The sequence below is a fragment of the Psychrobacter muriicola 2pS genome, assembly GCF_904846535.1.
Taxonomy (GTDB): Bacteria; Pseudomonadota; Gammaproteobacteria; order Pseudomonadales; family Moraxellaceae; genus Psychrobacter; species Psychrobacter aquimaris.
In genome coordinates, this window is the sequence record NZ_CAJHBC010000003.1 from 18,862 (window position 1) to 36,706 (window position 17,845).

A 17,845-nucleotide genomic window follows, 5' to 3' on the forward strand; every position below is an offset into this window, starting at 1 on the left:
CTCAGTTGTCATATCAGGAGCGCCTCGGGTCAAACGCATCACGCAGCGCTTCGCCAACAAAGATCAGCAATGATAAAATAAAGGTCAAACTAAAGAATCCAGATAGTGCCAACCAAGGTGCATCAAGATTGTTTTTCCCTTGTACCATTAGCTCACCAAGCGACGGTGACCCAGGCGGCAAGCCATAACCCAAGAAATCTAATGCCGTTAAAGCGATAATATTAGCCGTCAATATAAATGGCAGCTGTGACAAGCTTGAAGCTAGGGCATTGGGCAAGATGTGTTTGAGCATAATTTGACTGTCTGAAGCCCCCAGATTACGCGCCGCACGCACATAGTCAAAGTTGCGCGCGCGCAAAAACTCTGCCCGTACCAAACCAACTAATCCCATCCAGCCAAACAATAACATCATCGCAAATAGCATAAAGATACTAGGGCTAAATAAGCTGACCAAAATAATAATCATAAACAGCTGCGGCATACCGCCCCAAACCTCCATGAAGCGCTGCCCTGCTAAATCTATCCAGCCACCGTAATAGCCTTGTATTGCACCGACGACAATACCAATCAAGGCACCTGCAAGCGTCAATGCTAGGCCAAACAATAACGACACCCGCATACCATAAAGTATGCGCGCCAGCACATCGCGACCCAAATCGTCCGTGCCAAGCCAGTTCTGACTATTGGGCGCTGCTGGATATGGAATACCCAGCTCAACGTTTGGTGTCTGATCGGCAAATGGAATCGGCGGCATAATATAAAAGCCCTGCTCATCAATCAGCGTCTGCACCGCAGGGTCTTTGTAATTGGCCTCAGTCTCAAATACCCCGCCAAAAGTCGTTTCAGGATAGGCTTTTAGGACAGGAAAGTAATAATCGCCTTGATACTGCACTAGTAGCGGTTTGTCATTGGCAATCACATTGGCTGCCATACAAATGACGAATATCAGCGCAAAAATAAATAGAGATATGACGCCAAGACGATTTTTGCGAAAGCGATTTAAACGCGCCTGCCAAATAGGATTTAGGCGACGTTTTTTTTCTATAGCAATCGGAGGTGCGGTTGAGGGAGTTGAAGATAATCGACCACTTGACATTAGCGCCCCTCAAAATCAATACGGGGATCAATTAAGTGATAACTTAAATCACTGATTAACTGTAACAATAGTCCCACCAAGGTAAAAATAAATAACGTACCAAATATCACGGGATAATCACGCTGCTGAATGGCTTCAAAGCCTAGCAACCCCAAACCATCAAGTTTAAAAATAATTTCAATGAGAAAATTGCCCGCAAAGAAAATGCCAACAATAGCCGCTGGGATACCTGCGATAATAATCAACATCGCATTACGAAAGACATGACCGTATAAAACCTGACGCTCACCCAAGCCTTTCGCTCGAGCAGTGAGCACATACTGCTTACCCAGCTCTTCTAAAAAGCTAAACTTGGTCAGATAGGTCAAGCCCGCAAAACCGCCAACCGTACTTGCCAATAGCGGCAGAGCTAAATGCCAAAAATAATCTTTGATTTTACCCAGCACGCTTAATTGATCAAAATTTTCAGAGGTTAATCCTTGCAGTGGAAAGATATTCCAGTAGCTACCACCAGCAAAAAATACCAGTAGTATAACGGCAAACACGAAGACGGGAATCGCGTGGCCAATAGCCAGTAGCATGGCAGAGACTTTATCAATCCCTGAACCATGATGCATGGCTTTATAGATACCTAATGGAATCGCTATCATATAAATTAATAACGTGCTCCAGAGTCCAAGCGAGATAGAAACGGGTAGTTTCTCGATAATCAAATCCGTTACTGATTGACCTTTAAAAAAAGACTCGCCAAAATCCAGTTGAGCGTAATTCTTTAGCATTAGCCAAAAGCGCTCAGGAGCCGATTTATCAAAACCGTATTGGGCATTAATCGCTGCAACCATTTCTTCAGATAAGCCACGCGTGCCTTGATAAGTGCTGTTGTTGCTGCCTGCACCAATATTACCAGCGAGCGCATTGTCTTTTGCACCCTGCTCAATAAGCGCCAGCTGCTGCTCAACAGGACCACCAGGCGCGGCTTGTACAATCACAAAATTCGCCAGCAATATCAAAAATAGCGTCGGTAATATCAGTAGCAACCTTTTTAAGATATAACGACCCATAATGGCGGCTTCCTAAAATAAACAAATATAATACCAACCCCAAAAAGTACGATTAGCAGCGGTGACTATTTAAAAGTTGTTTTTAAGCTCACGTAACGCAGCAAATACGGCCAAAGATTTATCGTCATCGATAGTTGCTTTAGACTTAACCCCTGCAATCACACTCGGCTCTTGCGTCCGTAAAAATACATTGACCGCGCGCTCGTGTTCTAAAGTGACTGGCAGCGTCGGAAGACCTTGGGCGGTGTTTTCTTCTGCTTGAGCCAATGCTTGCTGCATTGCTTCATTAGCAAGTTCGATAGATAAACCAAAATGCAGGTTACTGGCAGTATATTCGTGCGCAGGATATAGTAACGTCTCAGCTGGCAGTCCATTTAAACGCTTAAAGCTCTCATGCAATTGCTCAATAGTGCCAGTAAACACACGCCCGCAACCGGCACTAAATAAGGTGTCACCACAAAAGCAATGCTTACTGCCGTCGATATCTAGTATATATGCAACATGACTGGCAGTATGACCTGACACATCCCATACTTGCGCGGCGCAGCCCCATGCGCTTACCGTACTGCCGTCTTTAATAGTCTGATCTTCGTCGACGTTGTGTTCAGTATGAGCAACCAGATGCGTCATCGGATAAGACTCTTGCAGTTCTGCGACGCCGCCAATATGATCATGATGATGGTGCGTGGTCCAAATAGACGTCAGCTCTAGCTCATGTTCCTCTAGATAGGCAACAACTGGCTCAGCTTGACCCGGATCAATGACAATTGCCTGCCTATTATTTTCGTTTATCAATGTCCAGATATAATTGTCATTAAATGCTTTAATCGGGTGAATACGAATACTCATATGAAGTCCTTACCAGTGGTTATCTTTATTACTTATATCTTTTGTTAAATTTTAGAAATCAAGTAACACGTGAAGATGAAGCATTATTTCATTTATGGATTTAAATTATTGTTTGAAGCTATTTTTTCAAATATTGATTAACACCTGCTTCTGCTTGTTTATCCGTCCACCAATAATCAATACCAATGGCGTTGGTTGGCAGTTTTTCAGTATGACGATATTGATTCCAATAGGCGACATTGGTAGCCGACTTACCATATAAGGGCACTAAGTAATATCCAGCACGTAGTAGACGATCAAGCACGTGAGTATATAAAATAATTTCTGCACGGTTCTCGGCATTTGCAAGTGCCGCAACTACCTCATCAATAGCGACGTTTTTAATCCCTATCGAATTATGATTGCCTGGCTCGTTAGCAGCAGCACTACCCCAAAATGCGGCTTGTTCAGCACCTGGTGATAAGCTCTGTGCAAAGATATCGACCACCATATCATAATCAAAACGGCGCATACGCTCATAATATTGTGGCCCATCGACTTGACGTAAGCTTGCATCAAACCCTAGACGCTTTAGATTGCGAATATAAGGCAGCAATACACGTCCCATAGTCTCGCCCGTCATCAAAATCTCAATCTGAGCAAGACTGCCATCTGGCTGATATAACTTCATATCGTCATAATAAAACCCAGCATCTAGTAATAACTGCCGCGCCTTTAATAACGCTGTACGATTAAAGCCACTACCGTCGCTGGTTGGCAATTGCCATTCAGTCAATACCGCTTGCCGCTGAACTGGCTCAAGCTTGGCTAGCAATGGACTTAATACCTGCATCTCAGCAGCAGATGGTGTACCTATCGCAGCAAGATCCGAGCCATGAAAGAAGCTTTGTAAGCGCTCATACTGCCCATGAAACAAGGTTTTGTTCATCCACTCAAAATCATAAGCCGCTGTCAATGCTTGGCGGACGCGAATATCTTGAAAAAGTGGCCGACGCATATTCATCACCAAACCCTGCATCGGAACTGGGTTTTCACTGCTTATGGTTTCTTTATGAATAAAACCTGCTTTGACGGCTGGGAAATTGTAACCGGTAGCCCAATTAGAGGCTTTATTTTCAAGTCGAAAGCGATATTGCCCAGATTTAAAACCTTCAAACGCAATCTCATCACTTTGATAATACACAAACTTAATCATATCGAAGTTGTAACGACCGCGATTGACCATCAAATCACGCCCCCAATAATTGGGGTCACGCACATAGCTGACTGCACGTCCCGCATCGACGCGTCCAAGTTTATAAGGACCACTGCCCATCAATGGTGTCAGCGTGATTTTCTCAAAACCTGTATCAATAGAGGATTTAGCAAAAATAGGGAATTGCCCAACCGTTAATAAAATCTCTTTATTGTCATCGGACTTGAAGACAAACTTTACTTGTTGCTTATCGATAGTTTCAATGTCTTTAATATCACCCAAATAGCTGCGAATATACATCGGTCCTTTGTTTAGTATTGCGTCGTAAGTGGCTTTGACATCGCTACTAGTCACTGGTGTGCCATCCCAAAAGCGCGCAGCAGGATTGATATGATAGATAATCCAACTGGTGTCATCAGGGTCATAAGTCACCTTGCTTGCCAGCTGCGGATACATGGTAAAAGCTTCATTTAGTGAGCCGGTCATCAAGGTATCATACAGATAATCGGTGCCGATCATCGCCACACCCGTGGTCATCCATTTATTGGCTGCGTTAAAAGTGCCACGCGCATCAAGCGACAATGTACCACCTTTGGGGGCATTGGGATTGGCATAGGGCATAAATGGCACGTCAATATAATCAGTAGTACTGTTATGTCCAAGCGCAGTAGTGGTGATGGGTGCCGCGATACTGCCTGGTATCCAGCTGACGGTGATGGTTAGCAAAACAGCTTTTAGCATGGCATCTTTTATCATCATGACGTTGTAACAAACCTCTATGCTAACCAATTTGGATATCAAAAATTAAGGGCTTATAGCAAAATAGTGTTATTGCAAAATTTCATCATAACAAACTTAGGTTTTTTAACCTAATGGTTTACCGTGTTACGTAGCACGAGTGCTGCATCGTTGATATTAAGTATTAACATAGCAGCGATTAAAAAGCCTTGTGCTTATCATTGTATACTTGATAAACATACTCACGAAAAAGGCGCTACCGTTGCCAGTTGCGCCTTTTTTCTTACATCATCTGTATATTAAGACTTTGTATTTAAACCATTATTGATGTGCTTAAGCATGCTTTTTTTCAAATGCGATCATAAAGTCAACCAGTTGCTGTACCCAGTCTAGCGACACCGCGTTGTAAATACTGGCACGCATACCGCCCACATCGCGGTGACCTTTTAAATTCATCAAACCTGCTGCCGCTGATTCTTCTAAAAATACTTTATCAAGGCTGCTGTCTGCTAACGTAAACGGCACATTCATGATAGAGCGATACTTAGGGTCAACTGGATTGCTATAAAAGCTGCTGTCATCAATCGTTTTATACAGCAAATCCGCCTTTTTCTGGTTGATTTTGCCGATAGCAGCAACGCCGCCCTGCTCTTCTAACCAATCAAAGACCAGCCCTGCTAAATACCAAGAATACGTGGCTGGCGTGTTTGACATCGATTCTTTTTCAGCTTGATGCTCATAGTTCATGAGTAATGGGCACCACTCGCTTGCTTGACCTAATAAGTCTTCACGGATAATCACAATAATCAATCCTGCTGGACCGATATTTTTTTGCGCACCAGCATAAATCATCCCAAACTTAGAGACATCAATGGGCTGTGACAAAATGCAAGAAGACATATCGGCGATAATAGGCGCATCCACTTGTGGCGGCTCAAATATCTGCAAACCATGAATGGTTTCGTTGGCACAGTAATGAAAATACGCGGCATCTTCACTCAGGTTCCATTCGCTTTCGGCTGGCACGTCAGTAAAGCTACTGTCTTTACCCGTTGCGACCACATTAACCTCGCCAAGACCTAGTTTGGCATAACGCTGTGCTTCTTTGACCGCTTTACCAGACCAAGTACCCGTCGTCAGATAGTCGGCGCGTCCACCATTTAGCAAGTTTAATGGAATCGCTGAAAACTGTAAGCTAGCCCCGCCTTGTAAAAACAGCACTTTATAGTTATCTGGAATGTCCATTAGCGAGCGCAATTTGGCTTCAGCTTTTTCGGTAATCGCGATGTATTCTTTACTACGGTGGCTCACCTCCATGACCGACATGCCGCGTCCCTGCCAATCAAGCAACTCTTCTTGAGCGCGTGATAATACGGCCGTAGGTATAGTAGCAGGTCCCGCTGAAAAATTGGGTACGCGGTTAGGAGCGGCTTTATTGGTCATAATCAATATCCTAAATATGATGAAGTCATCGTTGTTGTATAAGTTTTAAAGCGGTAGCTTTAGCAGTTCAGTCGTCAAACTATCGCTTTAAAACACGTTGAGGTGGGTCTTATCTCTATTTTTATTTTTAATTACTAGGGTCTAATCAACAGCTATGGCAGCAAGCTGTCAGCCTTTAGTTGTACGGTTTTAATTATAAGCCTTTAACTCTGACTCAATAACTGCTCCCAAAGCTGACGTTTAAGATTACTATCAATAAGCATCTCATCGAGTGTGGGCACAGTAGTAACGTTAGGATGCTCAAGACCATCAGGCAACGCAGTCAATACAGCAACTTTAATCTCTTCGCTACGACCAATTTTAAAGACGTATCCGGCAAGGCTAGCATTAGCAAGCTCTGCTGTATCCATACCCTCACAGATAGGGAACGATGTCGTCTCACAACTGATGGATAAGGCTTGCGTAATATTTTGCCACAGTTTTTGACTGTCATGATTAAGTGCTTGGATATCCACCAAAATCACCCAGTCACCATAGCGACCACCTTGCAAATCAAAGGGCGCTACTTTTTTAAAGCTATCTTCTTTAAAACTGCCATCTTCAAAGCGCTCAGCGTTATTTATACCAGTAATAGCAGTTTTCTGAACAACAGTATCTACAAGGGAGGTAACGGCTGGCTTAGAGATATTATTAGGGGTAGTCGAGTCAAAACTATAGGTAACGGAGCTTTGTTGGTCAGAGTGGCTTAAACCTGTCTCATTAGCATCATCATAATAGTGATTATTAATAGGCTCATCACCTACTATACCTGATAGCGAATCAGCAGATGCTGCTATAGGTGACATCTCAACGCTTATATCATCAGCATTAGAAGACTCAATACTTGGCTGTTCAGTGGTCGCAGCGGCAGAAATAGAGGTCGTACTGATATTATCTATAGTCGAGTTGGCGGTAGCCGGATCAGGGAAAGTAGGCGCAGAAATATCTGCGATACTTCGGGTCTCAGAGCTCGGCTGCACCCACTGATTGATACCCATCATCGCTAAAATCTGGCGCTGCTGCATACGATGCTGCAATACAACTAGCGGCTCTTGGATATCACTCATGCTTATTTACTATCCTACTTATCTAAAATGGATTTACTAACTTTTAATGGCAAGGAAAATATTAAAAAAGGATTAAAAACATATCGCTCCTTCAATACCATTTCCTTCAATATAAAGTTTCTTCATAGCGAAATACTTACTCAGATGCCATCAATGACATTGCTCAAAAAAGCTGCCGAACGCCTAACCAATGATTGGCGAGCATGGATAAGCAGTCATATTCATCTTGACTGACTATCGTATCGTGTAACATCACCGTATGCAATGTACTCAGCCATTGCCGGTAAGTATGATAATCATAAGAATGACTGTCATTGCCCTCGTTATCTGCGTTGCCGTCCTGTCTATGAGCATTATAATCTATTTGATCACCGCCCTGTTGTCTCTGTCTATAATTATCATTACGTTTAGCTTCTGATGCAGAAGACTGACTGGCAGGCGCTATAAAAATAGGCACCGCTTCTATCACTGCCAATAATTGGATACTGTTTATATTTTGCGCAGTCAGTAGTAGCCATTGCAAATTCGCGTCACTAACGGCCGCTAAGTCAATATCGATCAAACGTGCATGACGCCGCAAATCTACGATATAGTGAGCAACACTGTCATTATTATAGCTGAGCGCTGAAATGTGTACTGAGCTATCTAGTGCTGATACGACCTGACCCTTAACATCTTTTGATAAGCGATAAGCCAATAAACTAAGCATGGTTTGCTTCGCAACATCGAGACCATCAAATACCTGTCCTGAAGGGTCAAGCTGAGCATAAATATCAGCCCTACCAGCTTGTAATGTTTGCTGCCATAGCCATAATAGCTGAGGCTGAACGTGCCCCTGTTTTTCGTTTAATACAGTAGAAAGTATAGGTAATAATTGCTGCAGCTGTAGCGCTTGCCATAATGATAAAATCGATGGCAACCGAGAGTCGATATTTCCTGAGTGCGTTGATACTGATATAGGTTTATCGATAGAACCATCATGGCTGGCTATGTTATCAGCGAAATTCTGACTTAAATCCGCCATCAGGTAGTTTTCAAATAGCTCAATGCTACCTTTTTGATAGCGCATCAGCATTGTGCGACACTTTTTTTGCTGCACATAATGTTGATGGTCTTGACTACGATGACTGGCTTCATACTTTGAATGTAATTCATTGATAGCGCTTTCTGATAGGTCATGCTGACTCAGTTGCTTTACCGCCAACGTAATCAATGCACTGTCTAAACGCCGATCCAGACGTGCCACTGCCTCCAATAATTTATGATCTAGTGTATGCGATAAAATTTGCATGTTGCTGCTAATATTAGCTCTAGGATTATTATCGATTTCAGCCGCAGACGTTTTATAGTTAGCAAGTCCAAGCCACATATCGGTTAAGTCATAACTCTCAGTCGTTGATAATATGCGACCTTGATGGCATAGCAGCACTGCTTCAATCAGAGCTTGCGCCCCTAGCGGGTGATAACTGTGATTGAGTATATACTGCGGCAGTGAAACTTTTTGTATATCATCGATACCAATCAATGTATCCGATGGCAAATCGCTATCAGGTTTTGCTTGCCATGGCTTGAGCAACGGATGAATACCGATATCTTGTACTTGAACCTGTAAACGTCCATCGACCACGACATCTTGCTCGATAGCAAACTCCAGTCCCTTATCCGAGTCCAATTCGTTTTTTCTTTCATCAGTAGGAAAAGCAGCGACTTCTTTGTCGATAACATTATGGCAGTTACTAGTAATGCTTTTATCAATTGAATGATTGTTTTGATTAATATCGCTTTGATTTGTATTTAACGTTGATTGAGTTTCAAATATTAATGATTGGGTGTTTTTTTCTTGTTTATTTTTGCTTAGGCTATTTGCCTTTATTGTGCCCCAATCCCCTAATCGGCGCTGCTCATATATCTCTTTTATTTTTTGTTGATTTATGCGTTTTTCTTTAGCCACTTGCACAGCAAAATCATGATAAGCGTTGGCATTGATGGCACTCATTCGCTCAGCCAAGCTCGGATGGGTGGCAAACCAAGAGACGTCACCTAAATCAGCACCACTACTAGCAAAGAAGAAGTGACTAAGGCCATTGACATCGGCGATACTGGTTAAGCGAGAACCAAGCGAATCTTGATGAATGGCTTTCAGTGTTGCCATAATGGCAGGTGAGCGTGTCAGCTGCACGCTGGTAGCATCGGCAAGCAATTCACGCTGGCGATTAAAGCTGTGCTTAATTAACTGAGCACTGGCCATACTTGAGAAGCTTAAACCATGCACTAGGAGTGTCCACACACTTCGCGCTGCCTGACTATCAAGCTTAGCAGTATTTTGCAGCCACTGCGACTGACTTTGTGCTGATGATAGCTGGCTTTTTGATGGGCTGTGCAACTGATTGTAAGCTTGAGAATGCCAATAGCTTACCCATTCACTATGGGTGGTGAAATTGGCGGTTTGAGCTTCAGTGCTACGCGCATGGCTATCGACTGCTCTTTGTGACAAGAGATTGCGTTGATTGACTGCATTATCAAAATAATTGTTATGGCTATTCTGATGACTGAGTTGATGACCAGCGCCAAAACTATTAATAGAATCACTCCAGTCATACAATATTTGTAAGCCTGCTAATACCACCATCAGCTGCAAATTGAATGTCGCATCACCATGCAAGATATGACCATATTCATGGCCAATGAGTCCGTATAGCGCCTCATCAGACAGTTTATCAAGTGCGCCTTGAGTGACGACCAACACCATATCTTGACTATGACGACCAGCGACAAAGCCGTTAATGCCTTGCTCATCAGGTAGCACATAGAGAATTGGCATACGTAAACCTGAAGCAATGGATAGCTGCTGGGCAATCTCATAGTAACGACGGTAGACAGGCGGAAAATCTCGCTCATCACGCACGGCGATATGACGGGCGCTAAACCGAACCTTTGGTACAGGCTCATGCTGATGAGCAACCCCTTGACTATGCTCCCACGCATCTTGGCTGTGGTCAATAAATAGCCGAATGGCGCCCACACGCTGAGCAATAGCGCGACCACCCGCTTCTAAACGCCTGTACTCTAAAAAACTACCGATCACAAAACTGCCGATTGTCCAGATAGCAACCAGTATTAATACCCAATGATAAATGCCACCAGTAAATATCGTCAGCAGTAGCGCCATGATACCCAGCGCTACTGCCAGATGAGCAAAGACAATGAGAAAAAATAGCCCATAGAGCAACAGACTTCGCTGAGTACGGGTGCGCTGTTCACCAAAAAAATCCATCTATATGCCTGACTTAAAAATAGCTAAACGCATCTGAACATATGAATATAATTAAATATCATCCCATATTGACAACAGGTGCTTGAGCGATCACCTTTCTGTCTTCAAACACTAGCGGGCTTAACGGGCGAAAGCCAAAAGTCGTACTAATAAGATTATTGGGAAATACCTCGCGGTCATTGTTGTAAAACATCACGCTGTCATTGTAATGCTGACGGGCAAAGCCAATGCGGTTCTCAGTATTGGTCAACTCATCCATCAACTCTTTAATCATACTGTCCGCTTTTAGCTCAGGGTAAGCCTCCACAACCGCTGAGAACTGCCCTAACGCTTTAGACAGCATACTCTCAGCTTTGGCAAACAGAGCCATATGCTCAAGCGAGTCTGGCTGATGTATATTGGAATCTTGCAAGCTTTGGGCGTGATTACGCGCGCTAATCACACGGGTCAGCGTCTCTTCTTCATGCGTTAGATAGCGTTTAGCGGTTTCGACCAAATTTGGAATCAAATCATGACGGCGCTTCAGTTGTACATCGATTTGGGCAAAACCATTTTTCGCTTGGTTGCGAGCGCGTACCAACTTATTAAATATAGATACGCCAAACACAATCACTAGTAGCACGAATGCAATGAACAACCAAACAAACATCTTCATAAGAAAACCCTAAAGTGTCCAAAATGTTAATAAAAGTTAATACATTGTATTTTAACTCATATTAATCAACCAAAGGTCAAAATCGGACAAAATAAAGGCCAAAAAAAGCCCTTTATAATTAAGGGCTTAATATATCAAACGAGCATTTCTGATTAAATATCAAAACAGCCATCAAATTTTAGGCAAAAAAAAGCGACTCCATCAGCACATCCTCGGCACACATTGTGACTATTACCGTTGCTACCTTCCGGTCCTGGCGGGGTTCATAGAACAATGTTGCGAGGCTACCAATGGAGCCACCAGTTGCAAATTATACAAGAATTTTAAAATATTACAACCCCTATCGCAAAACTCTTTGTTGTATAGCAAAAACACTCTGTAACTTAGGTGACAAAATTCTCACAGCAACCCTGCTAAATTTTGCTATTTTAGTCAATGAAGCTGAGCATACTCGGTATCAACTAATAACTAAAATGGACAGCTTCTCATATAAAGGCGAGCCTTACCTATTGTATGGCTCATCTAAATACCATTGATATAACTCACTTAGGAGATTATTGTGAAAACCACTCTACTTAATAAAGCGGCTCTAACGACTGGCACTGCATTTCTACTCACAGCTATGATGGGCAGTGCACATGCAGAACCCACTGGCTACGACCAGCTTACTTTTCAGACAGAAGTAAAAGAAGAAATCCAAAATGATGAAGTACGAGCCAGTTTATACAAAAAAGCACAGGCAACGGATTCTAAAACTCTAGCGACAACGCTCAATACCTCAATTAATAATGCCATGAAAATTGCTAAGCGCTATCCAACTGTTACCGTGAGCACTGGACAACAACGCACCTACCCTCGCTATGATAAAAACGACAAAATCATTGGCTGGACAGGACAAGCAAACATCGATTTAAAGAGTACCGATTTTGCAGCAACCAGCCAGCTCATCGCCGATCTACAAGAAACGTTGGTGATGGACAATCTGAACTTTGGTGTCTCAGATACCAAGAAAGATGCACTAGAGCAAAAGCTGATGACCAATGCTTCTCGTGCCTTTCAGCAACAAGCTAAAAACCTAACACGCGCTTGGGATGCTCGTGGCTATCGTGTGGTCAATGTGAGTCTAAATACAGGTAGCAACTACCCACGTCCGATGTTTAGCGCCATGAGTATGAAAGCAGGTGCAGCAGATGAATCAGTACCTAGCCAAAGTTTTGAATCTGGCAATAGCACTATCTCAGTGACTGCTAATGGTACGATTGAATTGACTAAATAATTGAGCTAATTTTGCCAGTATAGGTTGGTTAAAACATGGTTTGATCAACTTATACTGTAATAGCGCCGAAGAATGAATAGCTAAACAAAAAGAGGGGCAGTCACTTATCACAGTGACTGCCCCTCTTTTTAATGCCTAAAGACCAAATCATTTAAAAATAACACTATATCTAGTGACTAAATATAATGACTAAGCCACGCTATTTTTTGGTAAAAGCGTCATTAGTCACAGGCTTACTGCTCTGTGCTTTTTGTAGGTTACTGTCTTTTTGGCGCATTTTTAACAGCACTTTTTGATACCAAGGTAGGTTCTGATAGGCTAGAAGCTGTTGTGCGATTTTCTTATTATTTTGCAATGTTTGCGTATTTTGAATCACATAGACTGTACGCTCAACCTGTTTTAGTATCTGCCCTTTCTCATTTTTTAACACAGCTTTTATCTTGTGCGACCCTGGCAAGATATCTACCGTTGCAACAGAGGCGCTGAGACCTTGCGCGATTTCATTACCATCCAAATAAATACTGACACTATCACCTGCTTGTAAATCCGGTTTCACTTGCACATTCACAGCGATATTTTGTGCTGGACGACGATATGCGCGCTCTTCACTGGGTTCAGTAATAGCAAGCTGGTAGTTGATTGCTGGTTTGGCAGCAGGGCTATTTTTAGCAGCAGTATTTTGTGTAGTAGTATTAACACTGCTAGGCGGAGGCGGACTACTCGCATTATCACTGTTGCTTGAGCTGACGGTACTTTCTCTCGTCATGACACCTGTCTGGCTGATTTTTTTGCCTGCCTGCTGCTCATAATTTTGCGGGCGATCGGTAAAGGTGACTTGACCTGTTTTTTCGTCAATAACTTTATAAATAGGCGCAGCATTCACTGAAGGGGTGTAGAGACTTGCCATACTAATCATCGTAGCAGCAATCAGTGCTAACCCTAATTTACTTTTTGAAAAAATCGGTTTTGATAATGAAGTCATAGTCAGTCAACCTAATGAATACCTAATATAATATTATGAATATCTATTATGCGATACTTTGGGCGTTAAATCAGAAATAATTTCAAAGAAGACAGATCCGTTGATTTGGCAAATTATTATTGAGACGTAAAAAAACCAGCTAAGATTTCCTTAACTGGTTTTATGAATTGAGTTTGCTGTGAGCGTATTAGCTATAAATTAGCAGCTGTAGTATAAGTCAAACTCAACTGGATGTACGGTTACATTGACACGTTGTACTTCTTCTTCTTTCAAGGTAATGAACGCCTCTAACATGTCTTTGGTAAATACATCGCCTTTCAACAAGAACTCATGATCGTCACGCAAGGCTTGTAGTGCAACGTCTAAGCTCTCCGCAACAGTTGGGATGAGTGCTTCTTCTTCTGGAGGTAAGTCATACAAGTTTTTGTCAGCAGCTTCACCTGGATGAATTTTATTCTGAATACCATCAAGACCCGCCATTAACAACGCAGCAAACGTTAAGTATGGGTTGGCCGCTGGATCAGGGAAACGTGCTTCAACACGTACCGCTTTTGGGCTACTAACATGTGGAATACGAATAGACGCTGAGCGGTTAGACGCTGAGTACGCAAGTTTGATAGGAGCTTCATAATGCGGTACTAGGCGCTTATAGCTATTAGTCGATGGGTTGGTAATCGCATTCAACGCACGCGCATGCTTGATAATACCACCAATGTAATACAATGCCGTTTCAGACAAACCAGCATACTCATCACCTGAGAAAGTATTAACACCATCTTTAGAGATTGACATATGCACGTGCATGCCTGAACCATTGTCACCAACGATTGGTTTTGGCATAAAGGTAGCAGTTTTGCCAAACTGATGCGCAACATTATGCACAACATACTTTAACTGTTGTACTTCATCTGCTTTTTTGACTAGCGTATTGAAAGCGACACCAATTTCTGACTGGCAAGGCGCAACTTCATGGTGATGAACTTCAACACAGCCTTCACCGATGATTTCTTCTAGACGCTCACACATCACAGAGCGCATATCTTGTGAGCTATCGATTGGTGGTACTGGGAAATAAGCGCCTTTAACACGTGGACGATGCCCCATGTTGCCCCACTCATAGTCATTATTGGTCGACCATGCCGCTTCTTCGGCTGTGATCTTGTGGCTAACGCCAGACATATCAATTGACCATTTAACATCATCAAATATAAAGAACTCAGGCTCAGGACCAAAATAAGCAGTATCACCAATGCCCGTTGACTTTAAGTACTCTTCGGCGCGGCGCGCAATAGAACGTGGGTCACGATCATAACCTTGCAGCGTTGATGGCTCTATAATATCGCAAGTAACGACTACGGTAAGTGAATCAAAGAACGGGTCAAGAAAAGCCGTCTCTGGATCAGGACGCAAGATCATATCTGACGCTTCGATACCTTTCCAACCAGCAATAGATGAGCCATCAAACATTTTGCCATCTTCCATTACTTCTTCATCAATGCTGTGCGCTGGGAAGCTGATATGTTGCTCTTTACCACGTGTATCAGTGAAGCGAAAATCAACCCATTTAGCATTAGAGGATTGGATAAGATCTAGTAGTTTGTTCGACATAAATAGTCTCCGTTGTGTTGATTAGGTTATTGCGATTTGAATTATGAGTGCAATCTGCTGGTTTAAAATCTTTGGTTTGAAAACAGTAAGCGCTGCGTTTAAAGCTAAAAAGCCTGTTCAATATTATGCTTATTATCAGCACTGTCAATATTATTAGTCAAGATAGCGATCTAAGTTATGTTATTGATAAGACCCGTCAGCGTTTTGCTCCGATATTATTCTAACAACATATAACTCATTGTGCTGAACTCTTCAGGCACTTGCTTAATAATAATTACTGAACCACTTTATCACCAAAGATAACCATAACAATAACAATAACAGTGCAAAGGCTATGCCAGTTTTTTATAACGATCACACCACAGAAGCTGAAAAATATTTATTAATAATATTTACAGCAACTTATAGCACCTTTGGCACTATTACAACAGTAGGCTTGCCATCATGGTTGTCACACATATTATTCATGCATAGTCATTAACAACGCATTTACGCACTAAATCAGTGCATAATAAACATATAGATAAAAAATCATGTACTTTTTTAGTGCATTTGAAATATTAACGAATGCCATCTAACAAGTAAAATTTATTTTTATTAACCGCTCATTTGGATCGCTTGTACCCTACATTTGATAGACTGCAAAATAGTGGTAAGATAAAGGCGCTATATAACCATCTCCATAAGTAGAACTCAATTAAGTAGAAAACTAATGATTCTGATGATCGATAATTACGACAGCTTTACATACAATATTGTACAGTACTTCGGTGAATTACAGCAGGACATCACCGTCTGGCGTAACGATCAAACCACTATTGAAAATATTAGAACCCTTGCGCCAGATGCGATCGTCATTGGCCCTGGTCCCTGCGATCCTGATCGAGCTGGTATCTCTTTAGAAGCTATCGAGACCTTTAAGGGTGTGATACCGATACTAGGTATTTGCCTAGGGCATCAGGCAATTGGACAAGCATTTGGTGGACAAGTCGTTAAGGCTGGCGAAGTCATGCACGGCCGATTATCCGCCGTTTATCATACTGACCAAGGTGTCTTTGCAGGCTTACCTAATCCCGTACAAGTCACGCGCTATCATTCGCTTGTCATTGATCAAACCAGCCTGCCCGACTGTCTTGAGCTGACCGCATGGACAAAAAATAGTGATGGCAGTATTGAAGAGATCATGGGTATCCGTCATAAAACGTTTGCGATAGAAGGGGTGCAATTTCATCCTGAGTCTATTTTAAGCGAAGCAGGTTATCAGCTGCTCAATAACTTTTTGCAGAAGCATCAGTTGTCAGCACTAAACTCAGATCAACTACCACAAGTCGGCTAACAGTTTATTAAGGCGTGTCCTAAAAAATCCTTCAATAATTAAAATAAAGTCCATTCTGTTGATAATTTAGAATTAACGTATAACAATATTAAGAGAGATTATAATGAGTACAACAAAAATAAATGAAAGCCCTACCCCAAATAACATTGCCCAACTGTCTGAGGAAGGCACACATAAGCTACTGACGACAGCCTTAGGGCGAATTTTTCAGCACATTGATTTAACCTTTGATGAGATGTATCAGGTGATGCTGATTATCATGCAAGGCAGATGTAGCGACGCCATGATGGGGGCTATTTTGACTGGTCTGCGCATGAAAGGTGAGTCCATCGATGAGATTACTGCCTCTGCCAGTGCAATGCGTGCGTTAGCAGCCAATATTGAGCCAGCCAACTGTGATTACTTAGTCGATATCGTCGGAACTGGCGGTGATGGTGCCAATCTATTTAATGTTTCTACTGCGTCAGCGTTGGTTGCTGCTGCCGCTGGTGCGCAAGTAGCCAAACATGGTAACCGCGGCGTCTCCACCAAATCTGGTAGCTCAGATTTGCTTGAGCAAGCTGGCATCAGTCTGGCGCTTACCCCTGAGCAAGCCAAAGAATGTATCGAAAATGAAGGCATTGGCTTTTTGTTTGCACCCAATCATCATAGTGCGATGCGTTATGCCAACCCAGTACGCCGCGAGCTCAAAGCGCGTACCATCTTTAATATTTTAGGGCCATTAACCAACCCTGCTGGCACACCCAATCTGGTGATTGGTGTCTTTACCGCCCAGCTGTGCGAGCCTATCGCTAAAGTCATGAAAAACTTGGGTGCACGTCATGTCATGGTCGTTGGTGCAAAAGACGGCTTGGACGAAATCAGTCTTGCCACCTCAACCACTGTCGCTGAATTAAAAGACGGTGAGATATCCGTTTATGAAATGATGCCAGAAGATGCAGGTATTGAGTCACAAACCCTTATCGGTCTCGATGTAGACTCTCCAGCGCAAAGTCTTGAGCTGATTCGCGCGGCTCTATCAGGAGAAAAATCTCAAGACCGTGCTGTCCTTAAAGCACGTGATATGATTGCACTAAATGCCGGCGCGGCTATATATACCGCAGGGCTTGCCAGCAATTACCCTAATGGTGTGAGTCGGGCACAGAAAGTCATTCAGAATGGTGATGCTTTACTCAAGCTCGAGTCTCTCGCCAAATACACGCAGCAACTGGCGACGCAGGCTTAAT

The 17,845-nt window shown here is 42.7% G+C and carries 13 protein-coding genes and 1 other RNA gene; 3 read left to right on the forward strand and 11 right to left on the reverse strand.

The genetic code is table 11. The annotated features are described in order from the left end of the window. Nucleotides 1-13: 13 nt before the first annotated feature. The 9 genes from JMX93_RS04860 to ffs all read right to left on the reverse strand — a co-directional run bounded on the left by JMX93_RS04860 (nucleotide 14) and on the right by ffs (nucleotide 11,710). Nucleotides 14-1,096, reverse strand: a complete 1,083-nt coding sequence (locus tag JMX93_RS04860) for an ABC transporter permease (protein ID WP_499204032.1) — start codon at nucleotides 1,094-1,096, stop codon at nucleotides 14-16. Further along, nucleotides 1,096-2,157 (reverse strand): microcin C ABC transporter permease YejB, encoded by a 1,062-nt coding sequence (yejB, locus tag JMX93_RS04865; protein ID WP_443214586.1) that lies wholly within the window; start codon nucleotides 2,155-2,157, stop codon nucleotides 1,096-1,098. Before yejB ends, JMX93_RS04860 begins: the two co-directional genes overlap by 1 nt. Before the next feature lie 69 nt (nucleotides 2,158-2,226). Continuing rightward, complete coding sequence (gloB, locus tag JMX93_RS04870; protein ID WP_198331567.1) at nucleotides 2,227-3,006, reverse strand: hydroxyacylglutathione hydrolase; 780 nt, start codon at nucleotides 3,004-3,006, stop codon at nucleotides 2,227-2,229. A 118-nt stretch (nucleotides 3,007-3,124) separates the two neighbouring features. Beyond that, complete coding sequence (locus JMX93_RS04875; protein WP_499204278.1) at nucleotides 3,125-4,957, reverse strand: extracellular solute-binding protein; 1,833 nt, start codon at nucleotides 4,955-4,957, stop codon at nucleotides 3,125-3,127. Nucleotides 4,958-5,272: 315 nt separating this feature from the next. Next, on the reverse strand, nucleotides 5,273-6,382 hold the full coding sequence (gene serC, locus JMX93_RS04880; RefSeq protein WP_496191618.1) for a 3-phosphoserine/phosphohydroxythreonine transaminase: 1,110 nt from the start codon (nucleotides 6,380-6,382) through the stop codon (nucleotides 5,273-5,275). Between the two features lie 203 nt (nucleotides 6,383-6,585). Next, nucleotides 6,586-7,488: a hypothetical protein gene (locus tag JMX93_RS04885; RefSeq protein ID WP_499204033.1), complete on the reverse strand. Its 903-nt coding sequence runs from the start codon at nucleotides 7,486-7,488 to the stop codon at nucleotides 6,586-6,588. A gap of 163 nt (nucleotides 7,489-7,651) precedes the next feature. Beyond that, complete coding sequence (locus tag JMX93_RS04890; protein WP_499204034.1) at nucleotides 7,652-10,762, reverse strand: M48 family metalloprotease; 3,111 nt, start codon at nucleotides 10,760-10,762, stop codon at nucleotides 7,652-7,654. A gap of 58 nt (nucleotides 10,763-10,820) precedes the next feature. Continuing rightward, nucleotides 10,821-11,417, reverse strand: coding sequence for a LemA family protein (locus JMX93_RS04895; RefSeq protein WP_193011389.1), 597 nt, complete (start codon nucleotides 11,415-11,417; stop codon nucleotides 10,821-10,823). Between the two features lie 196 nt (nucleotides 11,418-11,613). After that, nucleotides 11,614-11,710, reverse strand: an RNA gene (ffs, locus tag JMX93_RS04900) — signal recognition particle sRNA small type. Between the two features lie 329 nt (nucleotides 11,711-12,039). On the opposite strand from ffs, the gene JMX93_RS04905 reads away from it, so the two are divergent. After that, nucleotides 12,040-12,693 carry an SIMPL domain-containing protein gene (locus JMX93_RS04905; RefSeq protein WP_404816557.1) on the forward strand — a complete coding sequence of 218 codons (654 nt, stop codon included), beginning with the start codon at nucleotides 12,040-12,042 and terminating at the stop codon, nucleotides 12,691-12,693. A gap of 199 nt (nucleotides 12,694-12,892) precedes the next feature. On the opposite strand, the gene JMX93_RS04910 is transcribed toward JMX93_RS04905, so the two are convergent. Beyond that, complete coding sequence (locus JMX93_RS04910; RefSeq protein WP_499204035.1) at nucleotides 12,893-13,675, reverse strand: DUF4124 domain-containing protein; 783 nt, start codon at nucleotides 13,673-13,675, stop codon at nucleotides 12,893-12,895. Nucleotides 13,676-13,873: 198 nt separating this feature from the next. Further along, a complete protein-coding gene (gene glnA / locus JMX93_RS04915) occupies nucleotides 13,874-15,283 on the reverse strand; it encodes a type I glutamate--ammonia ligase (protein WP_193013263.1) in 1,410 nt (469 codons plus the stop codon). Between the two features lie 712 nt (nucleotides 15,284-15,995). On the opposite strand from glnA, the gene JMX93_RS04920 reads away from it, so the two are divergent. Both JMX93_RS04920 and trpD read left to right on the forward strand, forming a co-directional pair. Further along, nucleotides 15,996-16,619 carry an anthranilate synthase component II gene (locus tag JMX93_RS04920; RefSeq protein WP_499204036.1) on the forward strand — a complete coding sequence of 208 codons (624 nt, stop codon included), beginning with the start codon at nucleotides 15,996-15,998 and terminating at the stop codon, nucleotides 16,617-16,619. 103 nt (nucleotides 16,620-16,722) lie between these two features. Next, entirely contained in the window at nucleotides 16,723-17,844 is a 1,122-nt protein-coding gene (gene trpD / locus JMX93_RS04925; protein ID WP_499204037.1) for an anthranilate phosphoribosyltransferase, read from the forward strand. Nucleotide 17,845 lies beyond the last annotated feature (1 nt).

Excerpts from the sequence above, each read along its gene's own strand:
- JMX93_RS04885 (WP_499204033.1), bottom strand. The coding sequence starts at position 7,488 with ATGAGTGATATCCAAGAGCCGCTAGTTGTATTGCAGCATCGTATGCAG.
- JMX93_RS04890 (WP_499204034.1), bottom strand. The coding sequence starts at position 10,762 with ATGGATTTTTTTGGTGAACAGCGCACCCGTACTCAGCGAAGTCTGTTG.
- trpD (WP_499204037.1), top strand. The coding sequence starts at position 16,723 with ATGAGTACAACAAAAATAAATGAAAGCCCTACCCCAAATAACATTGCC.
- JMX93_RS04920 (WP_499204036.1), top strand. The coding sequence starts at position 15,996 with ATGATTCTGATGATCGATAATTACGACAGCTTTACATACAATATTGTA.
- JMX93_RS04875 (WP_499204278.1), bottom strand. The coding sequence starts at position 4,957 with ATGATAAAAGATGCCATGCTAAAAGCTGTTTTGCTAACCATCACCGTC.
- glnA (WP_193013263.1), bottom strand. The coding sequence starts at position 15,283 with ATGTCGAACAAACTACTAGATCTTATCCAATCCTCTAATGCTAAATGG.
- serC (WP_496191618.1), bottom strand. The coding sequence starts at position 6,382 with ATGACCAATAAAGCCGCTCCTAACCGCGTACCCAATTTTTCAGCGGGA.
- gloB (WP_198331567.1), bottom strand. The coding sequence starts at position 3,006 with ATGAGTATTCGTATTCACCCGATTAAAGCATTTAATGACAATTATATC.
- yejB (WP_443214586.1), bottom strand. The coding sequence starts at position 2,157 with ATGGGTCGTTATATCTTAAAAAGGTTGCTACTGATATTACCGACGCTA.
- JMX93_RS04895 (WP_193011389.1), bottom strand. The coding sequence starts at position 11,417 with ATGAAGATGTTTGTTTGGTTGTTCATTGCATTCGTGCTACTAGTGATT.
- JMX93_RS04905 (WP_404816557.1), top strand. The coding sequence starts at position 12,040 with ATGATGGGCAGTGCACATGCAGAACCCACTGGCTACGACCAGCTTACT.
- JMX93_RS04910 (WP_499204035.1), bottom strand. The coding sequence starts at position 13,675 with ATGACTTCATTATCAAAACCGATTTTTTCAAAAAGTAAATTAGGGTTA.
- JMX93_RS04860 (WP_499204032.1), bottom strand. The coding sequence starts at position 1,096 with ATGTCAAGTGGTCGATTATCTTCAACTCCCTCAACCGCACCTCCGATT.